This is a genomic window from Deltaproteobacteria bacterium, from assembly GCA_016178705.1.
In the GTDB taxonomy this organism is placed as follows: domain Bacteria; phylum Desulfobacterota; class Binatia; order HRBIN30; family JACQVA1; genus JACOST01.
This window is the reverse complement of sequence record JACOST010000030.1, coordinates 271354-290302: the sequence shown is the minus strand read 5'-3', so window position 1 is coordinate 290302 and position 18949 is coordinate 271354. Positions and strand designations below refer to the sequence as shown.

Genomic DNA, 18949 nt, shown 5'->3' with positions numbered 1-18949 from the left:
CCGTCCATACGCTGCGTGGGCACGGAGGGATCGGACGATGCGCTATACGGTGATTGTAGAGAAAGGTCGCGAGTCGGGATTCGTTGCGAAGTGCCGGGTACTGCCGGGCTGTGTGTCGCAAGGCCGAACGCGCAAGGACACCCTCAAGAACATCCGTGAAGCGATCGAGGTCTACGTGGAAGCGTTGCTCGACGACGGCTTGCCCATCCCGACCGAAGTCGGTCGTGAAGCCGTGGAACTCACGGTCGCCGCGCGGTGAGCAAACTTCCGCGAGGGCTCTCCGGGTTACAGGTTCGGCGTGCGCGCTCATCCGCGCCGGCTTTTCCGGACTCATTGAGACGCTCCGCACCACTCCGGCAATGGCACTCGGAGTGACAGTGCATGTCTGGACAATCGGCGAGTTGATCGATTCGGAGATGCCGACACCTCTGAGGCGCCAGTCACGCCGCCTGCGCCCATGGCGCCGAGGCGCACACCGGAGCCGACGTTGCCACGCGACAGGGCTTGCTGGCGGACCGGCGACCGTTCAAGCTGCGCGTGATTCAGGGGGTAGCAAAGCGACCCTGAAGTAGGGATGTTCAATCGCGGGCTTGAATATGTATCCAAAGATGATCCAAGCGAACGTCTGTATCCGCATGTGCTTCGGCTGAGGCAGTTCCCAGGTCACGGATGATTTCCGCAAGAGTTTCAGCAGCCATAGACGCAATCGTTTCGCCTTCATAACTCGCGGTCGCCTTACCAACCTTGCCTATGCCGTTCAGGTCGAAGGCGCGAGTTACGCGGTTGCGAATGGGCGAGGCCGCCGCGCTATCGCCGTTCAGGGACATGCTCATGCTTACGTGCCACTTCTTCATTTGCACAATCTCCTCTGGCGTGTGCCGCCGTCAAGGCACCGCGCCAAGCCTGTCCGCGTTGCGCAGTGCGAACCTCGCTCGGCACAGATTGCCGAGCGAAGATACCAGCCCCCGAAGAGGTGCTGGCCCTCCCGAGATCAACCAACTAATAAAACCGATAGCGAGGTCCGCCCTAGTTGGACGGTAGGATGACGTTAATGGTGCAGGCCTATCACAAAGCGACCGAGTTTCTCAAGGCCGCGGAGTTTGGCGCGCGGGTCGTTGCCGGAGAGCTGCGAGTGTCTGAATTAATGCAGTATCGCTGATTTCGTTTCGTTGACTTCATCAACCTCCGCCGTCTATCATCAGCTCACGTGGCGGCGCTGAGGCGGATGAGGTGTAACGCTTGTTTCAACCAACCCTTCTAACCGACGATATCCATTTTCTGAGTAGCGCATCCGAGGGCCCGCCATGATGGCCGACGGCTCCGGGCCGTTGCGCGTTGTGCCGCTCGGCGGCCTCGGCGAGATCGGGCTCAATTGCTTGGTGCTCGAATGCGGGCAGGCCGCCATCGCGATCGATTGCGGGCTGATGTTTCCCGAGATGCACATGCTCGGGATCGATCTGGTCATTCCCGACTTCGACTACGTCCGCCAACTCGGCGAGCGCTTCCTCGGCTTCGTCATCACCCACGGGCACGAGGACCACATCGGGGCGCTGCCCTACGCGCTGCGCGACCTCAACGTCCCGGTTTACGCGCCGCCGATGGCGGCCGGTTTGGTGCGCGAGAAGCTGCGCGAGCACAAGCTCGACGGCAAGGTCGATCTCAACGTCGTGCAGAACCGCCGGCCATGGCAGATGGGGCCATTCACCATCGAGGCGATGCACGTGACCCACTCGATCGTCGACGCGGTCGCGCTCGCGGTTCGTACTCCTCTCGGCACTGTCATTCATACCGGTGACTTCAAACTCGATCAGACCCCGCTCGACGGCCACCGCAGCGACTTACCGCGCCTCGCCGAGTACGGCGCCGAGGGCGTGCTGTTGCTGCTCTCCGACTCGACCAACGTCGAACGTGAAGGCACCACGCCGTCAGAGCAATCGGTGCGCGGCGCGATCGATCGCATCGTTCGCGAAACCCCGGGGAAAATTTTCTTCTCGACCTTTTCGTCGCACGTGCACCGCTTGCAACAGGTGTTGGAACTGGCGCAGGTCAACGGCCGGCGCGTCGTCGTGGTCGGCCGCAGCCTGACCAACAGCATTCAGATCGCCACCGAGCTTGGGCATCTGCACTATCCGCCGAGTCTGATCCACGAAGCCAGCGCGCTGGCGTCGATCCCGCCCGAACAGGCGCTGGTGCTCACCACCGGCAGCCAAGGCGAAGCACTGTCGGCGCTGGTGCGCATCGCGATGGACGATCACGCGCAGGTGAAGATGGGACCGGGCGACGCGGTGGTGTTGTCGTCGCGCATCATTCCAGGGAACGAGCGCACCATCAGCAATCTCATCAATCACATGATTCGTCGCGGCGCGGCGGTGCATCATTCGCACAGTGCCGAGGTCCACGTGTCAGGGCATGCGAGTCAGGAGGAGTTGAAGCTGATGGTGGCGCTGACGCGTCCCACATACTTCGTGCCGGCGCACGGCGAGTATCGCCATCTCGCGCACCATCGCGGCTTGGCGCAGTCGATGGGCGTGCCGCCCGAGCACACCTTCCTGCTCGAAGACGGCGATGTGCTCGAAATCGACGCCGCCGGGGCGCAGATGCGCGATCCGATCACCGCCGGTCGCGTGTTCGTCGACGGCAAAGGCATCGGTGATGTCAGCGACATCGTCCTGCGCGACCGCCGCCATCTGTCGCAAGACGGGCTGGTGCTCGCGGTGCTCGCGCTCGATCAACATTCCGGCGAATTGATTAGCGGACCCGATCTGATCACGCGCGGCTTCATCTTCGAGGACGACAGCGAAGCCTATCTCGACAAGGCCAAGACGGTGGTCAAGGACGCCCTGGCGCAGATCACCCGCGAGTCGCGCACTGATTCACTCGAAGTGAAGGAAGAGGTCCGCAAAGCCCTCAAGCGCTACTTCGCGCGCACCCTCGACCGGCGGCCGGTGATCTTGCCGTTCATAATGGAGATGTGAAATGGCGCGGGAACGAGTCGGGGCACGCCCGCCGGTGATGGTGACGGCGGGGCGCGATAGCGAAGAGCCGGACGCACCGGTCGCTCGCTCGCCACGCAAACGGAAGTCGGCGGAGACCAACGAGCCGTTGGCGGCGCGCGTGCTCGACGAGGTCGTCGCGGTCGTGGTGCTGGCGGCGGCGATCTTCGCGCTGGTGAGCTTCCTTTCGTATCAACGCGGCGCGACGACCGGAAACTTGGGCGGCCCGGTGGGCTACGGTCTCGCCAGCACGATGTTGCAGATGTTGGGGCTGGCGGCGTACCTCGTGCCGCTCCTCCTCCTCGCCGTCGCCGCCACTCTCTTCCGCCAAGCGACGCAAGATCTGTCGATCGCCCGCGCCGGTGGCGGCTTGGCGCTGGTGTTGGTGGTGGCGATCGCCGGCGGCGTGTTGCGACCGGACCGCGACGTTGCGACCGCCGGCGGCTGGCTCGGCGGATTTGTTGCGACGCTGCTGCACGAGACCCTCGGCACCGCGGGCGCGTTGGTGCTGACCGGTTCGCTGCTCCTGGTCTCACTGGTGTTCACGACCGGAATCTCGCTGCGCACCGCCGCCACCGCCACGCGCCGCGCTGCGATTGGTGGCTGGACGCGCATCGGCGCCGCATGGGCGCGGCGCGCCGAACGTCGCGCCATGGCGCCGGCGGCGTTGCCGCGGACGAACGTCAAGCGTGACGCCACGCCGCCGCGCGACACGCCGATAATTCTTCTCAAGGACGAAATTGATCCCGAGCCGGAACCGGAATCATCCACGCCGGCGATCTCGGTCGTGCTGCCTTCGCCACCCGCGGCGCCGAAGGCGGCGGAGAAACCGAGTCGCGCGGTGGTGCAAGAAAAGTTTCATTTCGCCGCAGACGGTCGTTATCAGGTCCCGTCGGCCATGTTCCTCGATGCGCCGCAACGCAGCGGCGTGCGCGTCGATGAAGAAGCATTGCGCAGAAGTTCGCAGATTCTCGAGACCAAGCTCGCCGACTTCGGCATTCAGGGCAAAGTCACCGCCGTGCGCCCGGGGCCGGTCATCACCACGTTCGAAATCGAGCCGGCGCCGGGGGTGAAGGTGAATCGCATCGTCACGCTCGCCGACGACTTGGCGATGGCGCTGCGCGCCGTCGGCGTGCGCATTCTGGCTCCAGTTCCCGGCACCGCAGTGGTCGGCATCGAGGTCGCCAACGCACGCCGCGAGCAGATCGCGCTGAAGGACATCATCGAAAGCGAGGCGTACGAAGCCGCCACCTCGCCGCTGACGCTGGCGTTCGGTAAGGACACGGCAGGCACACCCGTGGTCGCCGATCTGGCACGCATGCCGCATCTCCTCGTCGCCGGCGCCACCGGCACGGGCAAATCGGTCTCGCTCAACGCGATGATCATGAGCATCTTGCACAAGGCGAATCCCCGCGACGTGCGCTTCGTGATGATCGATCTCAAGATGCTCGAGCTGTCGGTGTACGAAGACATTCCTCATCTGCTCGTTCCCGTCGTCACCGATCCGAAGAAGGCGGTGGTCGTGCTCAAGAATCTGGTCGAGCAAATGGACGAGCGCTACCGAATGATGAAGGGATTCGGCGTGCGCAACATCGACGGCTACAACCGCGTCGTCGATCGCGAAGAGCAGGAGCGGCAAGCCGGCGTGATCGAGTTGGAAGAACTGGTGGAAGCGGACGAGGACGACGCTGCGACGGCGGCAGCTCCCAAAGTGCCGGTGCGTGAGCACTTGCCCAAGATCGTGATCATCATCGACGAGCTCGCCGACTTGATGATGACGATGGGGCGCAACGTCGAGGAGCCGATCACGCGGCTGGCGCAGAAGGCGCGCGCCGCCGGGATGCATTTGATCTTAGCGACGCAGCGGCCGTCGGTCGATGTGATCACCGGCTTGATCAAGGCGAATTTTCCCGCTCGCGTGTCGTTTCAAGTGACGGCACGGGTCGACTCGCGCACCATCCTCGATCACATCGGCGCCGAGCGCCTGCTCGGCGGCGGCGACATGCTCTACTTGCCGCCCGGCACCGCGCGCGTGCAGCGACTGCACGGTGCCTACGTGTCCGAGACCGAGATCACCAAGGTGGTCGACTTCATCAAGAAGCAAGGCTCGCCGCTGTATGCCTTTGGCTTGCTCGAAAGCGACGAGGAGGAAGACGGCGAATCGCAAGTGGATGACGAACTCGACGACGCACTGTACGATCAGGCGGTGCGGTTGGTGACCGAAAGCCGGCAAGCGTCGATCTCGTGGGTGCAGCGCCGGCTGCGCGTGGGATACAACCGCGCTGCGCGTATGATCGAACGCATGGAGCGCGAGGGTGTCATCACCGCGACCGAAGGCGGCCGACCGCGCGAAGTGCTCGCCCGCCGCATCGAGGAGTGACATCGTGGTTCGTGCTCGAGGTTCGTGGATCGTGTTCGGAATGGTGCTCCTCTTGACGAGCACGAGCCACGAGCACGAATCACGAGCTGAGTCACGAGCCGAGGCGCCCGTCGCCGGGCTCGTTCAGAAGGTGCAGCAGCGCTACGATGCAACGACGGACTTCACAGCCGATGTGACGCAGGAGATGACGGTGGCGAGTCTCGGCAAGACCCTCACCGCACACGGCACACTATCTTACAAGCGTCCGGGCAAGCTGCGCTGGCAGCTTGGTGATGGGAACGGTCAGGAGATCGTCGCCGATGGCGACACGTTGTGGCTGTACCAACCCGCGGAGAAGCAAGTGCTCAAGGCACCGTTTCAGTCGGCGTTCAAGGCGTCGACGCCGATTTCATTCCTGCTCGGCGTCGGCCGCATCTCCGATGACTTCGACGCCTCGCTCGACGAGAGTGCGGCGCCGCCGACGGAGTTGACGTGGTTGAAGCTGATCCCGCGTCAAGGTGACGGAACGCTCGGCTGGCTACGCTTGGGTGTGGCCCCCAAGACGTTCGACATCGCTGCCGCTGAGATTCACGATCAGCTCGGCAACGTCACCAGCCTGCGTTTCACCAACCTCAAGCGTGGCGTTGGCTTGGCCGACAACCTGTTTCATTTTCAGGTGCCCGAGGGTGTCGATGTGGTGGCGGCGCCGATCGGGTTTTGAAAATCGTGAGTCGTGACGCGTGAGTCGTGAAGCGTGAATGGTATTCATGGAGACATCCACTTGGTCAGCGCTGATGATGAACACAAATCACGAACCACGCTTCACGATTCACGCTTCACGACTCACGAGGAACTCACATGCCTTCATTTGATGCCGTGTCGCAGGTCAATCGCCAGGAGATCGAGAACGCGCTCAACCAGGCGCGCAAAGAAATCAGTCAGCGCTATGATTTCAAGGACACCAACACGACGATTGAGTGGGAGGAGGACGAGCTGCGCATCAACTCGACCGACGACTTCAAGGTAAAGGCGACGGTCGAAGTGCTGCAGGAGAAGCTAGCGCGGCGACAGGTGCCGCTCAAGTGTCTGGTCTACGGCACCATCGAACCCGCCGGCGGCGGCCGCGCCAAGCAGACGATCACCGTGCAACAGGGCATCTCGACCGAGAAGGCGCGTGACATCGTCAAGCGCATCAAGGACGCGAAGCTCAAAGTGCAAGCGCAGATTCAAGCCGATCAGGTGCGCGTGACCGGCAAAAAGCGTGATGACCTGCAGGCGGTCATCACGCTACTGAAGGGACAGGACTTCGGGCAGCCGCTGCAGTTCGTCAATTTCCGCGACTGAGAGTCTGTGAGGATATCTCCAGAGTGGATTCGGGCGGTCGGCTGGGCGGTCGAACTAACAAGTTCCGGTTCCTTTAGGCAGCTTGTTCAACGAGTTCGCGTGGAACCATCACCTCGCGCGTGCCTAGTGATTCGAGTTCCTTCAGCAATTGCATGGCTTCCGCGACGCTCTTGATCTTCGGCCAGCCCTCTGCAAGCCATGCACGCATCAAAAAGAGCACGTCAATCCCGACATAGTCGTGCCGGTCGGGTTGGTCAGGCTGGTACGTCAGGGAGATCTTGTCTTGGTCGCCCCTTTTGTACCGTCGCAAGGCATCGAGCAGACGGCCGACGTACTTGATCTTGAAGCCAATGCTTGCGGTGCCGGACGAACTGTCGAGTGGGAAGAACAGCGTAACGTACTCATCGATGCGACGCGCATACGATTTCCGTTCATCAATATAGAAGAACACGCAGTCTCCCTTCGCTGAATACGCGCCGGCCGAACGAAACGATCCAGAAAGCGCCCCCAAATTGCCAACCAGCAGTTCGTCCGACGTGATCTCGGATCTCTTGAAAAATCTCGTCTCATGTCTGACGGGCAATCGCGGATCGTCGGGATCTGCTTCAACCCAATCCCAATCAAACACGTAGCCGTCAGGATCAGCATAGACCATGTACACATATCTGTCCGGTACTGTCCCTGCCGCCCCACTCTCATTCCAACTGCGCGACGGTTTCCCACAGTATGCATGCCCCCAGGGAGTTTTGTCGTTCTCGTGCCTGATCCCCTCCCAGACGCCGGTAGGTGCTCGCACTACCTCGCGGGCGCAATCAATCAGTTCATAGTAGTGATGGCGAGGAACGAGCCCTGCCATGACATCTCTGGCATCTTCGGGAGCAATTCGTAAAATCCTGCCCTTGCGAATTTCGTCTTCCCAAGGGAATCGATCCAAATGGAATGCAACGCAAGCACGCGAGACGGAGTGCCCGGCAAGCGACTTATCTTGAGCAGTACCGGCAAAGAGCTTCTCAAGAAACCCGCGATCACTGTCAAGATCGTCCAGTGGCAAGGCGCCGCCCTCCAATCCAAGGGCAAGGGGAGTGCGAGCCTTACTATCTATCGTGAATCCGTCACGAATCATGACGGCCAACGTCCTGACGATCTTCTGCAAGGCGCGAATCGCAATGTCCTCTTGGGCCAGCTCAAGAGGAGCGACTGAGTAAAACAACTCCGGATCGCTCTCATAGACCCTTCGCGCGTCGGACAACTGCATTGGTCGGTCTGCTGGTAGGAACGAGCGCAACTGCTCCAGCAGTTCGCGTCGTGGCTCACTTCGCATGGTGGCTCCCTCCTCAATTCTCGGTATCGACGCCCGCGCCGATCTCGCGGTAGTCGGGGTTGTCTGGCGCATCGTTGTGGAGGTACGTGAGATCCAGGTCGGTTCTCAACCCAAGAGATGCGGGCCGTTCTATGCAGGGGTCGAAGTATTCTGAGGGCACGGTCACATCGGTGTGGTATTGCCCTTCGTACACGCAGAAGTTTTTCGTTTGAAGATTGCGCGGTGGCGGTGAAAACGGACACCGCAAAGTTGCAGCAACCTCACTGAGTTCGAACAGTCTTGTATTCCGGCCCGAAATGCCAGGCGTAGTGTCGTCAATGAGCTGCATCGCGACCTGGAGTGCCCATAGAAGCCCCCGAGGGTCGGAGTCGTCGTACTTCTTGATCGCTCGCTGGCACAGCGCCATGTGCCCGACTGAGTTCATTGAAAACGCCATTCCGCCGGGGATGCGATGATCCTTCCACCACCTCCCGTCGCCATGGGATGAAAAGTAGTTCACGCCAACGCGCCAGCGCCTGCGGAAGCCAGCGGCCTCAAGGAAAAGAGCGTCCTGCTTGACCTCGTCGGGCTGAACTTGTGCGCACAGGTATAGGCTTGCAAGCTTGAGGGCCAGCCGCTTCGCTGCCAGGTTCGGAAGCGCAACCGTGATCCTCTCGGATAGGGCGACAATTACAAAGGCACTTCTCTCGCCCCGCAGTGCCGTTTCGCGCCACGCTCGCCGACAACTCAGAATCTTCCGCTGAACGGGAAGGTCTGAACCGAGAAGATCATCGTCCGTCAGAAAACAGAACTCCACTCCACCCTTTCTGGCCGCCATCTTGCCAAAGATGCAGGGCTGATGCTGGGCCAGCCATTCAGAAAGAATATCGCCGCGCCGTTCGTCAGATGCGGCACAAAACAGCTTATCGCTGCACCGTTGAACCTCCGGTGTGAATCCGTGCGTCACCCGCCATGGATCGTCCACCAGATCATCCATCAAGAGCGAAACCGACTGCTCCCCCGCTGAGTCCGGTTGCATGCTGCTGCGGTCCGTTGTCCACGTCGAGGCACGGTCCAGTCCCGACTGACCATGCCGCGCGTTTCTTGTGCCCGTTGGGTTCAGGGCTGTCAAGCAGACGAAGCTAGCCCTATACGACCGTGGACATCGCCGTTTGTACCCCAGCGGTACGCCGCTCATCCCGACGACGCGTAGCGGTGGTACAACCCAACCCAATTGATCCGGCGCTAGTCCGCAGCTCACCCTCGCCCTCCGCCCGGCGCTCGGGGAGCTGAATAAAGTGGAGGCTCTCTTTGTAGTCGCTTCGGCTGGTGCACGCAAGAGTCTGGTAGTGGGTCAGTTGAAAATCTCCGGTAGTGTCCCAATTTCCCGCCCCGAGTGTCCTAGTTCGGACAGTACTGGTCCAAGCCAAGCCAGGTCCCACCACACCCCTGAGGGCGGAGCGATGCTCCGCCCTTCCGCCGCGCTCGGAACCGCCGCGCGCGCGATTTCCTCACAGACTCTGAGCGGCAGCCCACACCGCTCTACGCGCCGGCGGCCGGCCGTTGCTTGTACGCCTCGTACCAACGCGTCAGGTTCTTGAATGACGCATCCAACGGCACGCCGGCAAACTCAGCGAAGCCGAGGGCGGCGCACAGCGTGCAATCGGCGATGGTCGGACGTTCCCCGGCGACGAATGGCCGCGACCCGATCGCGTTGTCGAGAGCTTTGAGATTCCCCGCCAAGCGCGTCCGCGCGTTCTCTGCCGCGTCGGCCGACTGCTTCAGCCGCCCAGCCATGAATGGACTGGTGTTCTGGAAGACCGTCGCCACGTTGGAGAGCACACCCAACTCGGCGATGCGTTCGAGCGCGCGCACGCGCGCGCGTTCCAACGGCGTGCTGCCGATCATCGGCGGGTTCGGATGCAGCTCTTCGAAGTACTCGATGATTGCCAACGACTCGGTGAGGTGGGAGCCGTCGTCGAGTTCGAGCACCGGCAGGCCGCCGAGCGGATTCTTCTTCAGAAATTCCGGCGTGCGGTTCTGCTGGCTGATGATGTCGACCGCCTCGATCGGCACCTTGATGCCCTTCTCGGCGAGATAGACGCGCACCTTCTTTGGGTTCGGCGCGCCGGCGAAATCGTACAACTTCATGATGACACCTCCTGAGTTGGAATGCCTGGCAGGGTACGCCGGCGCGTTGGCCAGTCAATCCTGATGTGACACAAACAAACTCACTGCAGAGCGCGCCGAGGGCGCCGAGCCATAGAGCCCGAAACCACGAAGTCTCCATGACCGGCGGTCGCCCGAAGGCGATGAAATAGGATTGTCGTAGGGGCGCTGCTTGCTGCGCCCCCCGCCGGGCCGAGCAAGCGCGGCCCCTACGGCTCCCTGCCCCCAGCGACAATTTTCGAAGGAGGAGCCAAACGAAATTCAGTGTCAATGAAGGGAACGAAATTCTCGGATACTCTTGTGGCGCCCTCTCTCTGCGTGCTCGGCGTTCTCGGCGGTGAGTTTTCTGTCGGCCTCAGGTTCGAGCGAACCTTCACCCTACCAGCAACGGGAAGTAGCGCAGGCTTTCCATCACGACGTCGGCGGCGCTGAAGTCCTGATCGGCGGTCCAACGAGTCGGCACGGCGATGCAGAACATGCCGGCACGCGTCGCCGCAAGCACGCCAGGGCCGGAGTCTTCGATCGCCACACACGCGGTCGGCGCCACGCCGAGTCGCGCCGCGGCGCATTGATAGATGTCGGGAGCCGGCTTGCCGGCATGGACCTCGGGATCTTCGCCGGAGACGCGGAGTGAAAAGACATCGGCAAGACCGAGCGCGGTCAATAGCGCGTCGATCACCGCCGGCGTCGATGACGACGCGATGGCGAGCGGAACGGCGTCGTCGCGCAGGCGCCGCGCGAGATCGACCGCATCGGCAATCGCCGGCACACCCGCGGCAATCTCTTGCAGGCGCGCCGCAGTGTGGTGCTCCAGCAGCGAGTGGAGGGAGGGCCGCAACCCAAAGCGTCGTCGCCAGTCCGTCCACGTCGGCCCCTCACCGAGGCCGATGTAGGTCCGATAGTCGGCGTCGCTGATGGCGGTGCCGTAGCGCGCCAGCACGCGATTCGCGGCGCGAAAATGAATCGGCTCGGAATCCACCAGCACGCCATCGAGATCGAAGATAACCGCCTCGATCTCGTGCAAACGCTGGACACGCTCGTGCATCTTCGGCATGGATGGATGTCCCTTCGCGCGTGGCGCCGGTTGTAAGTGGAAGAAGTGAGAGGATCAAGCGTGTCCGGGCGGACAACCGAGTTGCTTTCGGCGCCTCTACTGACGGCGCTCATGAGCGAACTCGAACAGTTCGCCCGTCCGGTGCAACAGCGCGGGCGCGACTACGCCGCGATCGGGCGCGTCGGCGCACTCACCATCCGCGGCGACCATCTCAGTGCGACCGTGCGCGGCAGCGACCTCTACGTCACCGGTTGGGAATGGGACGATGGCGACGGCTGGATGCCGGAGTGTTCTTGCCCGGTCGGGCCGTATTGCAAACATGCCTACGCAGTCGCCTGCAGCGTGCTGAACGCCGGGCAGGGGCAGGGTGGGTTTGCCGATCCGCGATTGGCGCGACTGCTGCCAGCGCGGTCGCTCGCGCCGCCCCGAGTGTCGATCGCGGACGCGGCGCCGGCTCGAAAGGTCCAAGCCGTCCGTTCGGCTGCGTTGGAGAAGCTGCGGCGCGCGCCGCAGATTTGGGAACGCGAGTACGCGCTGCAGCAGTTGTTGGTCCGTGCTCCCGTGGCTGGGCTCGGCCCCTATCTTCCGCCGCTGGCGGAGAGCGTGCGCGAAGAGGATCCGGATCTGCGTTGCTGGCGGTTGGCGCAAGAGATCGCGCGCTATGCCAATGGTTGGCTGCCGCGCGAACTGGAGCCCTATCGCGATCGACGTGACTTGGCCGCTCGCACGGCGGAGCGGGCGCGCGCCACGCTCTTGCGCGAGTTAGTCGGCTGGGCCGAACGGCGGCGCACTGTGGCGCAGCGCCACCTGCGCTTGGCCCTGTCGCTCGCGACCACCGCCGACGGTGAACCAACAGTGACCGCCACCGGGCTGCTAACCACCTTGCGTTTGACTGACCAACCGCGCACGCAGCAGCAGCTCCAGCAACTGCGCAACGAGTTGCGCGGCTCGCCGGAACTGCTCGCACCCGACGAAGCTGCGTTGCTCGAATGGCTGGTCGACGCCGGCGTCGGCTCGGTGAATTCTTACGATCGCGTCGCCTACGGCATCGGCCGCGAACTGAGCGGCAGCGCGCTTAAGGCTCTGGTGACGCGAGTGTCGGGCTCGACGTTGGCGACGTGGGCCGCTGATCTCGATCCAGCGCTCGCCGCGCGTGGCGGCGTGTCGACCGGTTCCCCGGTACGGCTCAGCAACGCCACGGCACGTGTGCTGCCGGTGTGTGAGGCACGCGACGACCAAGCGTGGGTCGACTTCGCCGTGCTGTGGCCCGACGGCCGTCAACGTCGGCTCGACGACGTGGTCTACCTCGGCGGTCCGACAGAGTGGGCGCGGCACCATCCGAGTCTGGTGCTGGCCGACGGTGAGTTCTCCCTCGTGAGCGAAGAGCCGCCGCGCGCGCTGCTGGCTCAGTATCGGGCGGCTGGTGGCCTGCCGCTTCCCGAATCGCACCGCCGACCGGTGCTGACCACGCTCGCGACGCACTTTCCGCATTTGCGCGAAGCGCTCGCACCGCACACCCACGTGCACGTGGTTCGTCCGGCGATCGCGCTCGATCTGCGCGACGACGACTGGCTGCAAATCCGCTTGTTCGCGCACAACGAACCCGAGTGGCGCCCCGGACAGCCGGCTGCGGCCGATACGGTGCGGTTCGAATACACGCCGACCGATGGCTGGGTGCGACTACGTGCGGCGGAGATCGGGGCCGCGCCGGTACTCGCCGCATATCAGGCCATCGCTGAAAGCTCGGATGCTGAAGCACCGCCGGGTGCCGCACTCGACGCGCGGCCAACTCCCGCGATCATGGCCCCGGTGAACATCTGGATCGAGGCACCCGACCCCGAGGCCGTTGAACCCGCGATCGTGTGGCTCGCCAGCACGACGGCTGAGCCCGGCACCAAACGCGGCCCGGGCGGCCGCGCACCGGTATCGTGGGACGACCGCGGCGTTGGCTGGTGGCTCCTCCTCAGCGCGCGCCGCATGGAGGCGTTCGCGGACTGCTGGGACGCGCGACCCGACGGAATAACGTTCTTCGGCACCGATCGCCTGCGCCGTTTGCTGAGCGGACAGGAACGCGTAACGCCGCGCATCCAGGTGACGACCAGCGGCATCGATTGGTTCGCGGTGTCGGCGCAGTGGGAGAGCGAGAGCTTGCAGTTGTCCGACGCCGACCTGGCAAAGTTGCATAACGCGACCAGCCGCTTCGTGAAGTTGCCGTCGGGCTGGGTGCGGCGTGACGTGGCGGCGGTGCATGAAGAGACGCTGCAAGTGCTCGCCGATCTCGGCATCGAAGCCGGGCAGGGCGAGCAGCGGCTGTCGCTGTGGCAGTTGGCGAGTGCAAAGGACGCGAGCCTGGAGGCGTTGCAACGCCTCGGCGCCGATGCGCAAGCCATGCGGGCGATCGCCGACTTGCGCGAACGAGTCGCGCGCTTCGACGGGTTGCCATCCATCGCGCCGCCCGCGGGTCTGACCGCGGAGCTGCGCCCGTATCAGCAACAGGGCCTCGACTTTCTGGCCTACACGTCGTCGCTCGGAATCGGCGCGGTGCTTGCCGACGACATGGGGCTCGGCAAGACCGTGCAAGCGTTGGCCTGGCTGGAACATCTGCGCGTGACCGAGCCCGACGGCGGGCCGAGCCTCGTCGTCTGTCCGGCGTCGGTGATGCACAACTGGGTGCGCGAGGCGGAGCGCTTCGTTCCGGGTCTGCGCGTGCTCTTGCTGAGCAGCGGCGAAACCCGGCACGCGCTGCGGCGCGAGATTCCGCAGCACGATCTGATCATCACCAACTACGCGCTGCTGCGGCGCGACATCGCGGCGTGGCGCGAGATCGAACTGCGCGCGGCGATTCTCGATGAAGCGCAGAACATCAAGAACCCGGATGCGGTGGGCACCAAGGCCGCGCTTGAGTTGCGCGCGCGCCATCGGCTGGCGCTCACCGGCACGCCGCTGGAGAATCGCGCGCTCGATCTGTGGAGCATCATGCACTTCGTCAACCCCGGCTATCTCGGCAGTCGCGGGCAGTTCGGCAGCCGCTTCGATCGCCTCGATGCACCTGGGCACACGCGCACGCTGCTGGCGGCCAAGCTGCGTCCGGTGTTGCTCCGGCGCATGAAGCGCGAGGTCGCCACCGATCTCCCGGAGCGCATCGAGGAGCGCCGCGATTGCGAGCTGACCCCGGGTCAGCGCCAGCTCTATCTCGCCGAACTCCGGCGCAGCCGCGCGTTGGTCGACGAACTCAGCGAGGCGCCCGGCGGCGTCAAGCAGAACAAGATCGCCATACTCGCGGCGCTGACGCGGCTGAGGCAGATCTGCTGCCATCCGGTGCTGGCGCGCGGCAAGGCCGATCTCGGGTCGGGAAAGTTCGATGCGTTATTCGAGTTGCTCGAACCATTGCTCGCCGAGGGACACAAGGTGCTGCTGTTCTCGCAGTTCGTGCAATGCCTCAAGCTGCTCAGTACCGAGATGCGGGGGCGCGCGATCGCGCACCATATGCTCACCGGTCAGTCAGTGAAGCGCGAGCAGATCGTAGCGGCGTTTCAGAACGATCCCGATCCGTGCGTGTTCCTGATCTCACTCAAGGCCGGCGGTACCGGCCTCAACCTCACCGCGGCGAGTTACGTCGTGCTGTTCGATCCGTGGTGGAACCCGGCGGTGGAAGCGCAAGCGATCGATCGCACGCATCGCATTGGGCAGGACCGCACGGTGATCGCCTACCGCATGCTGACGCAGGGGACGATCGAGGAGAAAATCTGGGAGTTGCAGCAGCGCAAGGCGGCGCTGGCGCGCGATCTGCTCGGCGAAGATGGATTTGCGCGCTCGCTCACGCGCGACGACCTGACCTATCTGCTCGCCGACGCGTGAGCCCGAGCTACAACGCCTTCACCGCGGCCAGCACCGCGTCGCTGTGACCGTCAACCTTCACCTTCGGAAAGATCGCGCGGATCACGCCCTTCTTGTCGATCACCACCGTGGTGCGCTCGACGCCCTTGAACTTGCGGCCGTAGAGCACCTTGTCCTTCCACACGCCGTAGGCTTGCACGACGTGCGTGTCTTCATCGGCGAGCAGAGCGAACGGCAGCTTGTACTTCGCGCGAAACTTGGTGTGCGCAGCGGCGCTGTCTTTCGACACGCCGACGATTTGCGCACCGGCCTTCTTGAACGCACTGAAGTCATCGCGGAAGCTGCACGCCTCTTTGGTGCAACCGGGAGTGTCGTCTTTGGGATAGAAGTACAACACTACGGCGCCGGTGCTGAGCAGCGACTTCAACGAAACCGTCTTGCCGTCCTGATCCGGCAAGTTGAACGCGGGCGCTTTGTTACCAACCGCAAGCATACGCCATCCTCCTCGCGCGCGGAGTCCTAGCATGTGCGCGCAATGAGACAAGGCCACCGCTTGCGCCCGGCCGCGCACGATGTGAAAGAACCGGCATGATGGATCGCATCGACAATCGAGTCACGCGTCTGCTCGGCGTTCGCTACCCGATCATCCAAGCGCCGATGGGATGGATCGCCCGCGCGCAGTTAGCGTCAGCGGTTTCCAACGCCGGCGGGCTCGGCATCATCGAGACCTCGTCGGGCGAGCTCGATGCCGTCCGCGGCGAGATTCGCAAAATGCGCGACCTCACCGATCAGCCCTTCGGCGTGAATATCGCGCAACTGTTCGTGCGCGATCCCAGCATTGTCGAGTTCGTGGTCGAGCAGGGCGTGCGCTTCGTCACCACCTCGGCCGGCGACCCGCGTCAGTACACGGCGAAGTTGAAGGCGGCGGGGCTGACGGTGTTCCATGTCGTACCGTCGTTGAGCACCGCGTTGAAAGCGCTCGCCGCGGGTGTCGATGGCCTCGTCGTCGAAGGCGGCGAAGGCGGCGGCTTCAAGAATCCCCGCGATGTGGCGACGATGGTGCTGCTCCCGCTGGTCTGTTCCAAAGTGAGCGTGCCGGTGATTGCGGCCGGCGGCATTTGCGACGGACCGAGCATGGCCGCAGCGTTCGCGCTCGGCGCCGAAGGGGTGCAGATGGGCTCGCGCATGGTGTCGGCGGCCGAGTCGCCGGTGCACGAGAACTGGAAGCAGGCGATTCTGTCGGCGGTCGAAACCGATACGGTCTTCCTCAACCGCTTCAGCCGCCCCGGGCTTCGGGCGCTGCGCACCAACAAGACGACGGAGTTGGAGCGCGCCGACCACGTCGGCATGGACGTGTTCGGACGCGCGATGGATCTGTACTTCGGTGGCGACATGGAGGCATCGATCGCCCTCGCCGGCCAAGTAGTCGGGCGCATCGATGCGATCAAACCGGTGCAACAGATCGTCGACGAGACCGTCGCCGGTTTTCACGCGACCATCGCGCGGCTGAGCGCCGTGAGCGAGTGACCGGCGCGCGCCGTTGACCCCGCGCGTTGCGCAGCGTACATGGCTGCTCGTGTTCGCGTCCGAAACGACAACCCGCGGGATTCGCATTGCCGTGCAGTCGCAATACGTCCCCGAGCGATCCAGTCCCGAGCAGCAACAGTGGTTCTTCATCTACACCGTGCAGATCACCAACGTGGGCGGTGAAACCGCGCAACTAATGAGTCGGCACTGGATCATCACCGACGCCAACGGCTCCGTGGAAGAAGTGAAGGGGCCCGGCGTCGTCGGCAAACAGCCGCTGCTGCGGCCAGGCGAAGCGTTCGAGTACACCTCGGCGTGTCCGCTGACGACGCCGTTCGGTACGATGCACGGGACCTACCAGATGGTCACGCCGACCGGCACCGGTTTCGATGTCGAGATCGCGCCGTTCGGCCTCGGCGAACCGCACGCGATCAACTGATCTCAGCTTACCGATCCTACCAATGTCCGATGCGGTACTGCGGCGATGCGACCGCCGACTCGTCCGCGACCACCAACTCTGACGCCGGCGCTTCGACCGGTGGCTGGTGCATTTCGGCGCAGATGCGGCGGATGTACTTGGTGTGCGAGTACTCGTGGTTGATCAGCCCGCGGAACAATTCTGAAGCCGCGATCGCTTCATCGTCATCGTGAATGGCGCGGAAGCGCAGCGCCAACACCAGTAGCGTGCGTTCCCGCACCGTCTGCATGTAGGCAACGATCTCCGCTCCCGACGGGAGGCGGATATGGCTGTTGTTCGCGTTGTGGGCACCGAAGAGGTCGCGAAACTCAGCCGGCGCGAGGGGAGGCTTCTCTGCGGCCGGCGCGACGTGTTCATCTTCCACCAGCGCGATGTGGCCGAAGTGATAGCTGACGCACACGCCGTCGGCTCGCGGCGGCAGCCACCATAACTCGTCTTGCGAAAGCGGCCGGACCAAGTCGTACAGGTGCTGCCGCGCGGCGTGTAACTCGTGGCACACAATGCTGTAGGTCGGTGTGGGCACTGCCCACGTAGTAGCGGCTACGGCGCGACAGGTCGAGCCCGCTCGGCAACGAATGACGAGACCCGAGTCACTTGACGTGAGCGCGCGACCCGTAGATGGTCACGCCCGGAGTCACCGATGCCTGCACCCAGCCTTCCCGGTCGTACGCGGCCTACCGAGATCCGTCATGTGCACGAGCGGGCCCTCGTGCGCATCACCTGGAGCGATGGCCACGTCGGCGAGTATCCGTACGCCTTTCTGCGCGGATGGTGCCCCTGTGCGGGATGCCAGGGGCACGGCAACGATCAACATTTCTTGAGTGTCCCCGACGCCGTGCTCACGGGTATCCAAGCCGTAGGCAATTACGCGCTGAGCTTCACCTGGGCGGGCGGGCACGACACGGGCATCTATTCGTACGCGTACCTACGCAAGTTGTGTCCCTGCGCGGAATGTATCGCCGCACGCCCACTCACTCCGGCTCACGACTCCTGACTCCTGGTTCCCGATGACTCCTCGTTTCACCGATCGCATCGCCTACGTCACCGGCGCCGCCTCCGGCATCGGTCGCGCCACTGCGCAGGCGTTTGCCGCGGCCGGCGCCAAGGTGTTTGCCGTCGACGTGAACGAGGCGGGTCTGGCCGAGACGCGGGCGGCTATCAAACAAGCCGGCGGTAACGCGGCGAGTAGCGTGTGTGACGTTGCTTCGATGGAATCGGTACGCGTATCGATTGACGATGCGGTGCGCGCGTTCGGTGGCGTGGACACTCTTATCAACGCCGCGGGTGTCGGTCGCGCACTGCGGCTCGAAGAGATCGACGAAGCCGAGTGGCAGCGGGTCATCGGCGTGAATCTCAACGGCGCATTCCACACTACCAAGTCGGCACTGCCACACCTTCTCGCGCACCCGCGGCCGGTGATCGTCAACGTCGCCTCGACCGCCGCGATGCGCGGCCAAGCGTACGCCTCGCACTACGCGGCGTCGAAGGCCGCCCTGCTCAACTTCACGCGCTCGATCGCGCTGGAGTTCGCCACCCGCGGCATGCGCGCCAACTGCGTCTGCCCCGGCTCGGTGCGCACCGCGATCATTCAGCACTTCATCCCGCGCGACGATTTCGAGCCGCAGCTCATCAACTACATCCGCACGCCGGTGCCGCGGCAGTTGTTCGAGCCCGAGCAGGTCGCGCAAGTGATCGCCTTCCTGGCCTCCGACGAGGCGGGCATGATCAACGGCGTCGCCTTGCTCGCCGACGGTGGTACGTTGGCGTGAAGTTAGTGTCGTGTCTCGCAAGTCGATCGATCTCGACACCGGGGAATGAATTCCCCGGCTGAGTCGAAGCAAAGTCCCCGGGGGACTCCGGCAAGGCGTTTCCAGTCGGCTTCAGCCGA

The 18949-nt window shown here is 63.8% G+C and carries 17 protein-coding genes; 10 read left to right on the top strand and 7 right to left on the bottom strand.

From position 1 onward, the window contains the following. The first annotated feature begins 37 nt into the window (after window positions 1-37). Window positions 38-259, top strand: coding sequence for a type II toxin-antitoxin system HicB family antitoxin (locus HYR72_22300; protein MBI1817718.1), 222 nt, complete (start codon window positions 38-40; stop codon window positions 257-259). Window positions 260-578: 319 nt separating this feature from the next. Here HYR72_22300 and HYR72_22295 read toward each other — a convergent pair whose 3' ends face one another. Next, entirely contained in the window at window positions 579-854 is a 276-nt protein-coding gene (locus HYR72_22295; GenBank protein ID MBI1817717.1) for a hypothetical protein, read from the bottom strand. Window positions 855-1304: 450 nt separating this feature from the next. Between HYR72_22295 and HYR72_22290 the strand changes: the two genes are divergently transcribed. From HYR72_22290 to HYR72_22275, 4 genes are all read left to right on the top strand, one after another. Further along, window positions 1305-2975 (top strand): ribonuclease J, encoded by a 1671-nt coding sequence (locus HYR72_22290; protein ID MBI1817716.1) that lies wholly within the window; start codon window positions 1305-1307, stop codon window positions 2973-2975. A 1-nt stretch (window position 2976) separates the two neighbouring features. Then, complete coding sequence (locus HYR72_22285) at window positions 2977-5373, top strand: DNA translocase FtsK 4TM domain-containing protein (protein ID MBI1817715.1); 2397 nt, start codon at window positions 2977-2979, stop codon at window positions 5371-5373. A gap of 4 nt (window positions 5374-5377) precedes the next feature. Further along, entirely contained in the window at window positions 5378-6073 is a 696-nt protein-coding gene (locus HYR72_22280; protein ID MBI1817714.1) for an outer membrane lipoprotein carrier protein LolA, read from the top strand. A gap of 137 nt (window positions 6074-6210) precedes the next feature. Then, window positions 6211-6696 (top strand): YajQ family cyclic di-GMP-binding protein, encoded by a 486-nt coding sequence (locus tag HYR72_22275; protein ID MBI1817713.1) that lies wholly within the window; start codon window positions 6211-6213, stop codon window positions 6694-6696. A 73-nt stretch (window positions 6697-6769) separates the two neighbouring features. Here HYR72_22275 and HYR72_22270 read toward each other — a convergent pair whose 3' ends face one another. From HYR72_22270 to HYR72_22255, 4 genes are all read right to left on the bottom strand, one after another. Continuing rightward, entirely contained in the window at window positions 6770-8017 is a 1248-nt protein-coding gene (locus HYR72_22270) for a hypothetical protein (GenBank protein ID MBI1817712.1), read from the bottom strand. A gap of 13 nt (window positions 8018-8030) precedes the next feature. Beyond that, window positions 8031-8993 carry a hypothetical protein gene (locus HYR72_22265; protein ID MBI1817711.1) on the bottom strand — a complete coding sequence of 321 codons (963 nt, stop codon included), beginning with the start codon at window positions 8991-8993 and terminating at the stop codon, window positions 8031-8033. 545 nt (window positions 8994-9538) lie between these two features. Continuing rightward, entirely contained in the window at window positions 9539-10147 is a 609-nt protein-coding gene (locus HYR72_22260; GenBank protein ID MBI1817710.1) for a glutathione S-transferase family protein, read from the bottom strand. A gap of 391 nt (window positions 10148-10538) precedes the next feature. Further along, window positions 10539-11219, bottom strand: a complete 681-nt coding sequence (locus HYR72_22255; protein MBI1817709.1) for an HAD family phosphatase — start codon at window positions 11217-11219, stop codon at window positions 10539-10541. A 111-nt stretch (window positions 11220-11330) separates the two neighbouring features. Here HYR72_22255 and HYR72_22250 point away from each other — a divergent pair, with 111 nt between their 5' ends. Then, entirely contained in the window at window positions 11331-15077 is a 3747-nt protein-coding gene (locus HYR72_22250) for a DEAD/DEAH box helicase (protein MBI1817708.1), read from the top strand. Window positions 15078-15084: 7 nt separating this feature from the next. On the opposite strand, the gene bcp is transcribed toward HYR72_22250, so the two are convergent. Continuing rightward, entirely contained in the window at window positions 15085-15549 is a 465-nt protein-coding gene (gene bcp, locus HYR72_22245) for a thioredoxin-dependent thiol peroxidase (protein MBI1817707.1), read from the bottom strand. 98 nt (window positions 15550-15647) lie between these two features. Between bcp and HYR72_22240 the strand changes: the two genes are divergently transcribed. Further along, window positions 15648-16583 (top strand): nitronate monooxygenase, encoded by a 936-nt coding sequence (locus HYR72_22240; protein MBI1817706.1) that lies wholly within the window; start codon window positions 15648-15650, stop codon window positions 16581-16583. A gap of 43 nt (window positions 16584-16626) precedes the next feature. Beyond that, a complete protein-coding gene (gene apaG, locus HYR72_22235; protein ID MBI1817705.1) occupies window positions 16627-17022 on the top strand; it encodes a Co2+/Mg2+ efflux protein ApaG in 396 nt (131 codons plus the stop codon). 16 nt (window positions 17023-17038) lie between these two features. On the opposite strand, the gene HYR72_22230 is transcribed toward apaG, so the two are convergent. Then, window positions 17039-17584 (bottom strand): DinB family protein, encoded by a 546-nt coding sequence (locus HYR72_22230; GenBank protein MBI1817704.1) that lies wholly within the window; start codon window positions 17582-17584, stop codon window positions 17039-17041. Between the two features lie 117 nt (window positions 17585-17701). Here HYR72_22230 and HYR72_22225 point away from each other — a divergent pair, with 117 nt between their 5' ends. Continuing rightward, entirely contained in the window at window positions 17702-18055 is a 354-nt protein-coding gene (locus HYR72_22225) for a DUF971 domain-containing protein (protein ID MBI1817703.1), read from the top strand. A 13-nt stretch (window positions 18056-18068) separates the two neighbouring features. Then, the gene (locus HYR72_22220; GenBank protein MBI1817702.1) at window positions 18069-18830 is read left to right on the top strand and encodes an SDR family oxidoreductase; all 762 of its coding nucleotides are present in this window, start codon (window positions 18069-18071) and stop codon (window positions 18828-18830) included. The last annotated feature ends 119 nt before the right edge of the window (window positions 18831-18949 follow it).

Bases quoted from the DNA above. Each gene is read 5' to 3' on its own strand.
- HYR72_22295 (MBI1817717.1), bottom strand. From the start codon at position 854: ATGAAGAAGTGGCACGTAAGCATGAGCATGTCCCTGAACGGCGATAGC.
- HYR72_22255 (MBI1817709.1), bottom strand. From the start codon at position 11,219: ATGCCGAAGATGCACGAGCGTGTCCAGCGTTTGCACGAGATCGAGGCG.
- bcp (MBI1817707.1), bottom strand. From the start codon at position 15,549: ATGCTTGCGGTTGGTAACAAAGCGCCCGCGTTCAACTTGCCGGATCAG.
- HYR72_22285 (MBI1817715.1), top strand. From the start codon at position 2,977: ATGGCGCGGGAACGAGTCGGGGCACGCCCGCCGGTGATGGTGACGGCG.
- HYR72_22220 (MBI1817702.1), top strand. From the start codon at position 18,069: ATGACTCCTCGTTTCACCGATCGCATCGCCTACGTCACCGGCGCCGCC.
- HYR72_22225 (MBI1817703.1), top strand. From the start codon at position 17,702: ATGCCTGCACCCAGCCTTCCCGGTCGTACGCGGCCTACCGAGATCCGT.
- HYR72_22240 (MBI1817706.1), top strand. From the start codon at position 15,648: ATGGATCGCATCGACAATCGAGTCACGCGTCTGCTCGGCGTTCGCTAC.
- HYR72_22300 (MBI1817718.1), top strand. From the start codon at position 38: ATGCGCTATACGGTGATTGTAGAGAAAGGTCGCGAGTCGGGATTCGTT.
- HYR72_22290 (MBI1817716.1), top strand. From the start codon at position 1,305: ATGATGGCCGACGGCTCCGGGCCGTTGCGCGTTGTGCCGCTCGGCGGC.
- HYR72_22265 (MBI1817711.1), bottom strand. From the start codon at position 8,993: ATGGATGATCTGGTGGACGATCCATGGCGGGTGACGCACGGATTCACA.
- HYR72_22260 (MBI1817710.1), bottom strand. From the start codon at position 10,147: ATGAAGTTGTACGATTTCGCCGGCGCGCCGAACCCAAAGAAGGTGCGC.
- HYR72_22270 (MBI1817712.1), bottom strand. From the start codon at position 8,017: ATGCGAAGTGAGCCACGACGCGAACTGCTGGAGCAGTTGCGCTCGTTC.
- HYR72_22275 (MBI1817713.1), top strand. From the start codon at position 6,211: ATGCCTTCATTTGATGCCGTGTCGCAGGTCAATCGCCAGGAGATCGAG.
- HYR72_22250 (MBI1817708.1), top strand. From the start codon at position 11,331: ATGAGCGAACTCGAACAGTTCGCCCGTCCGGTGCAACAGCGCGGGCGC.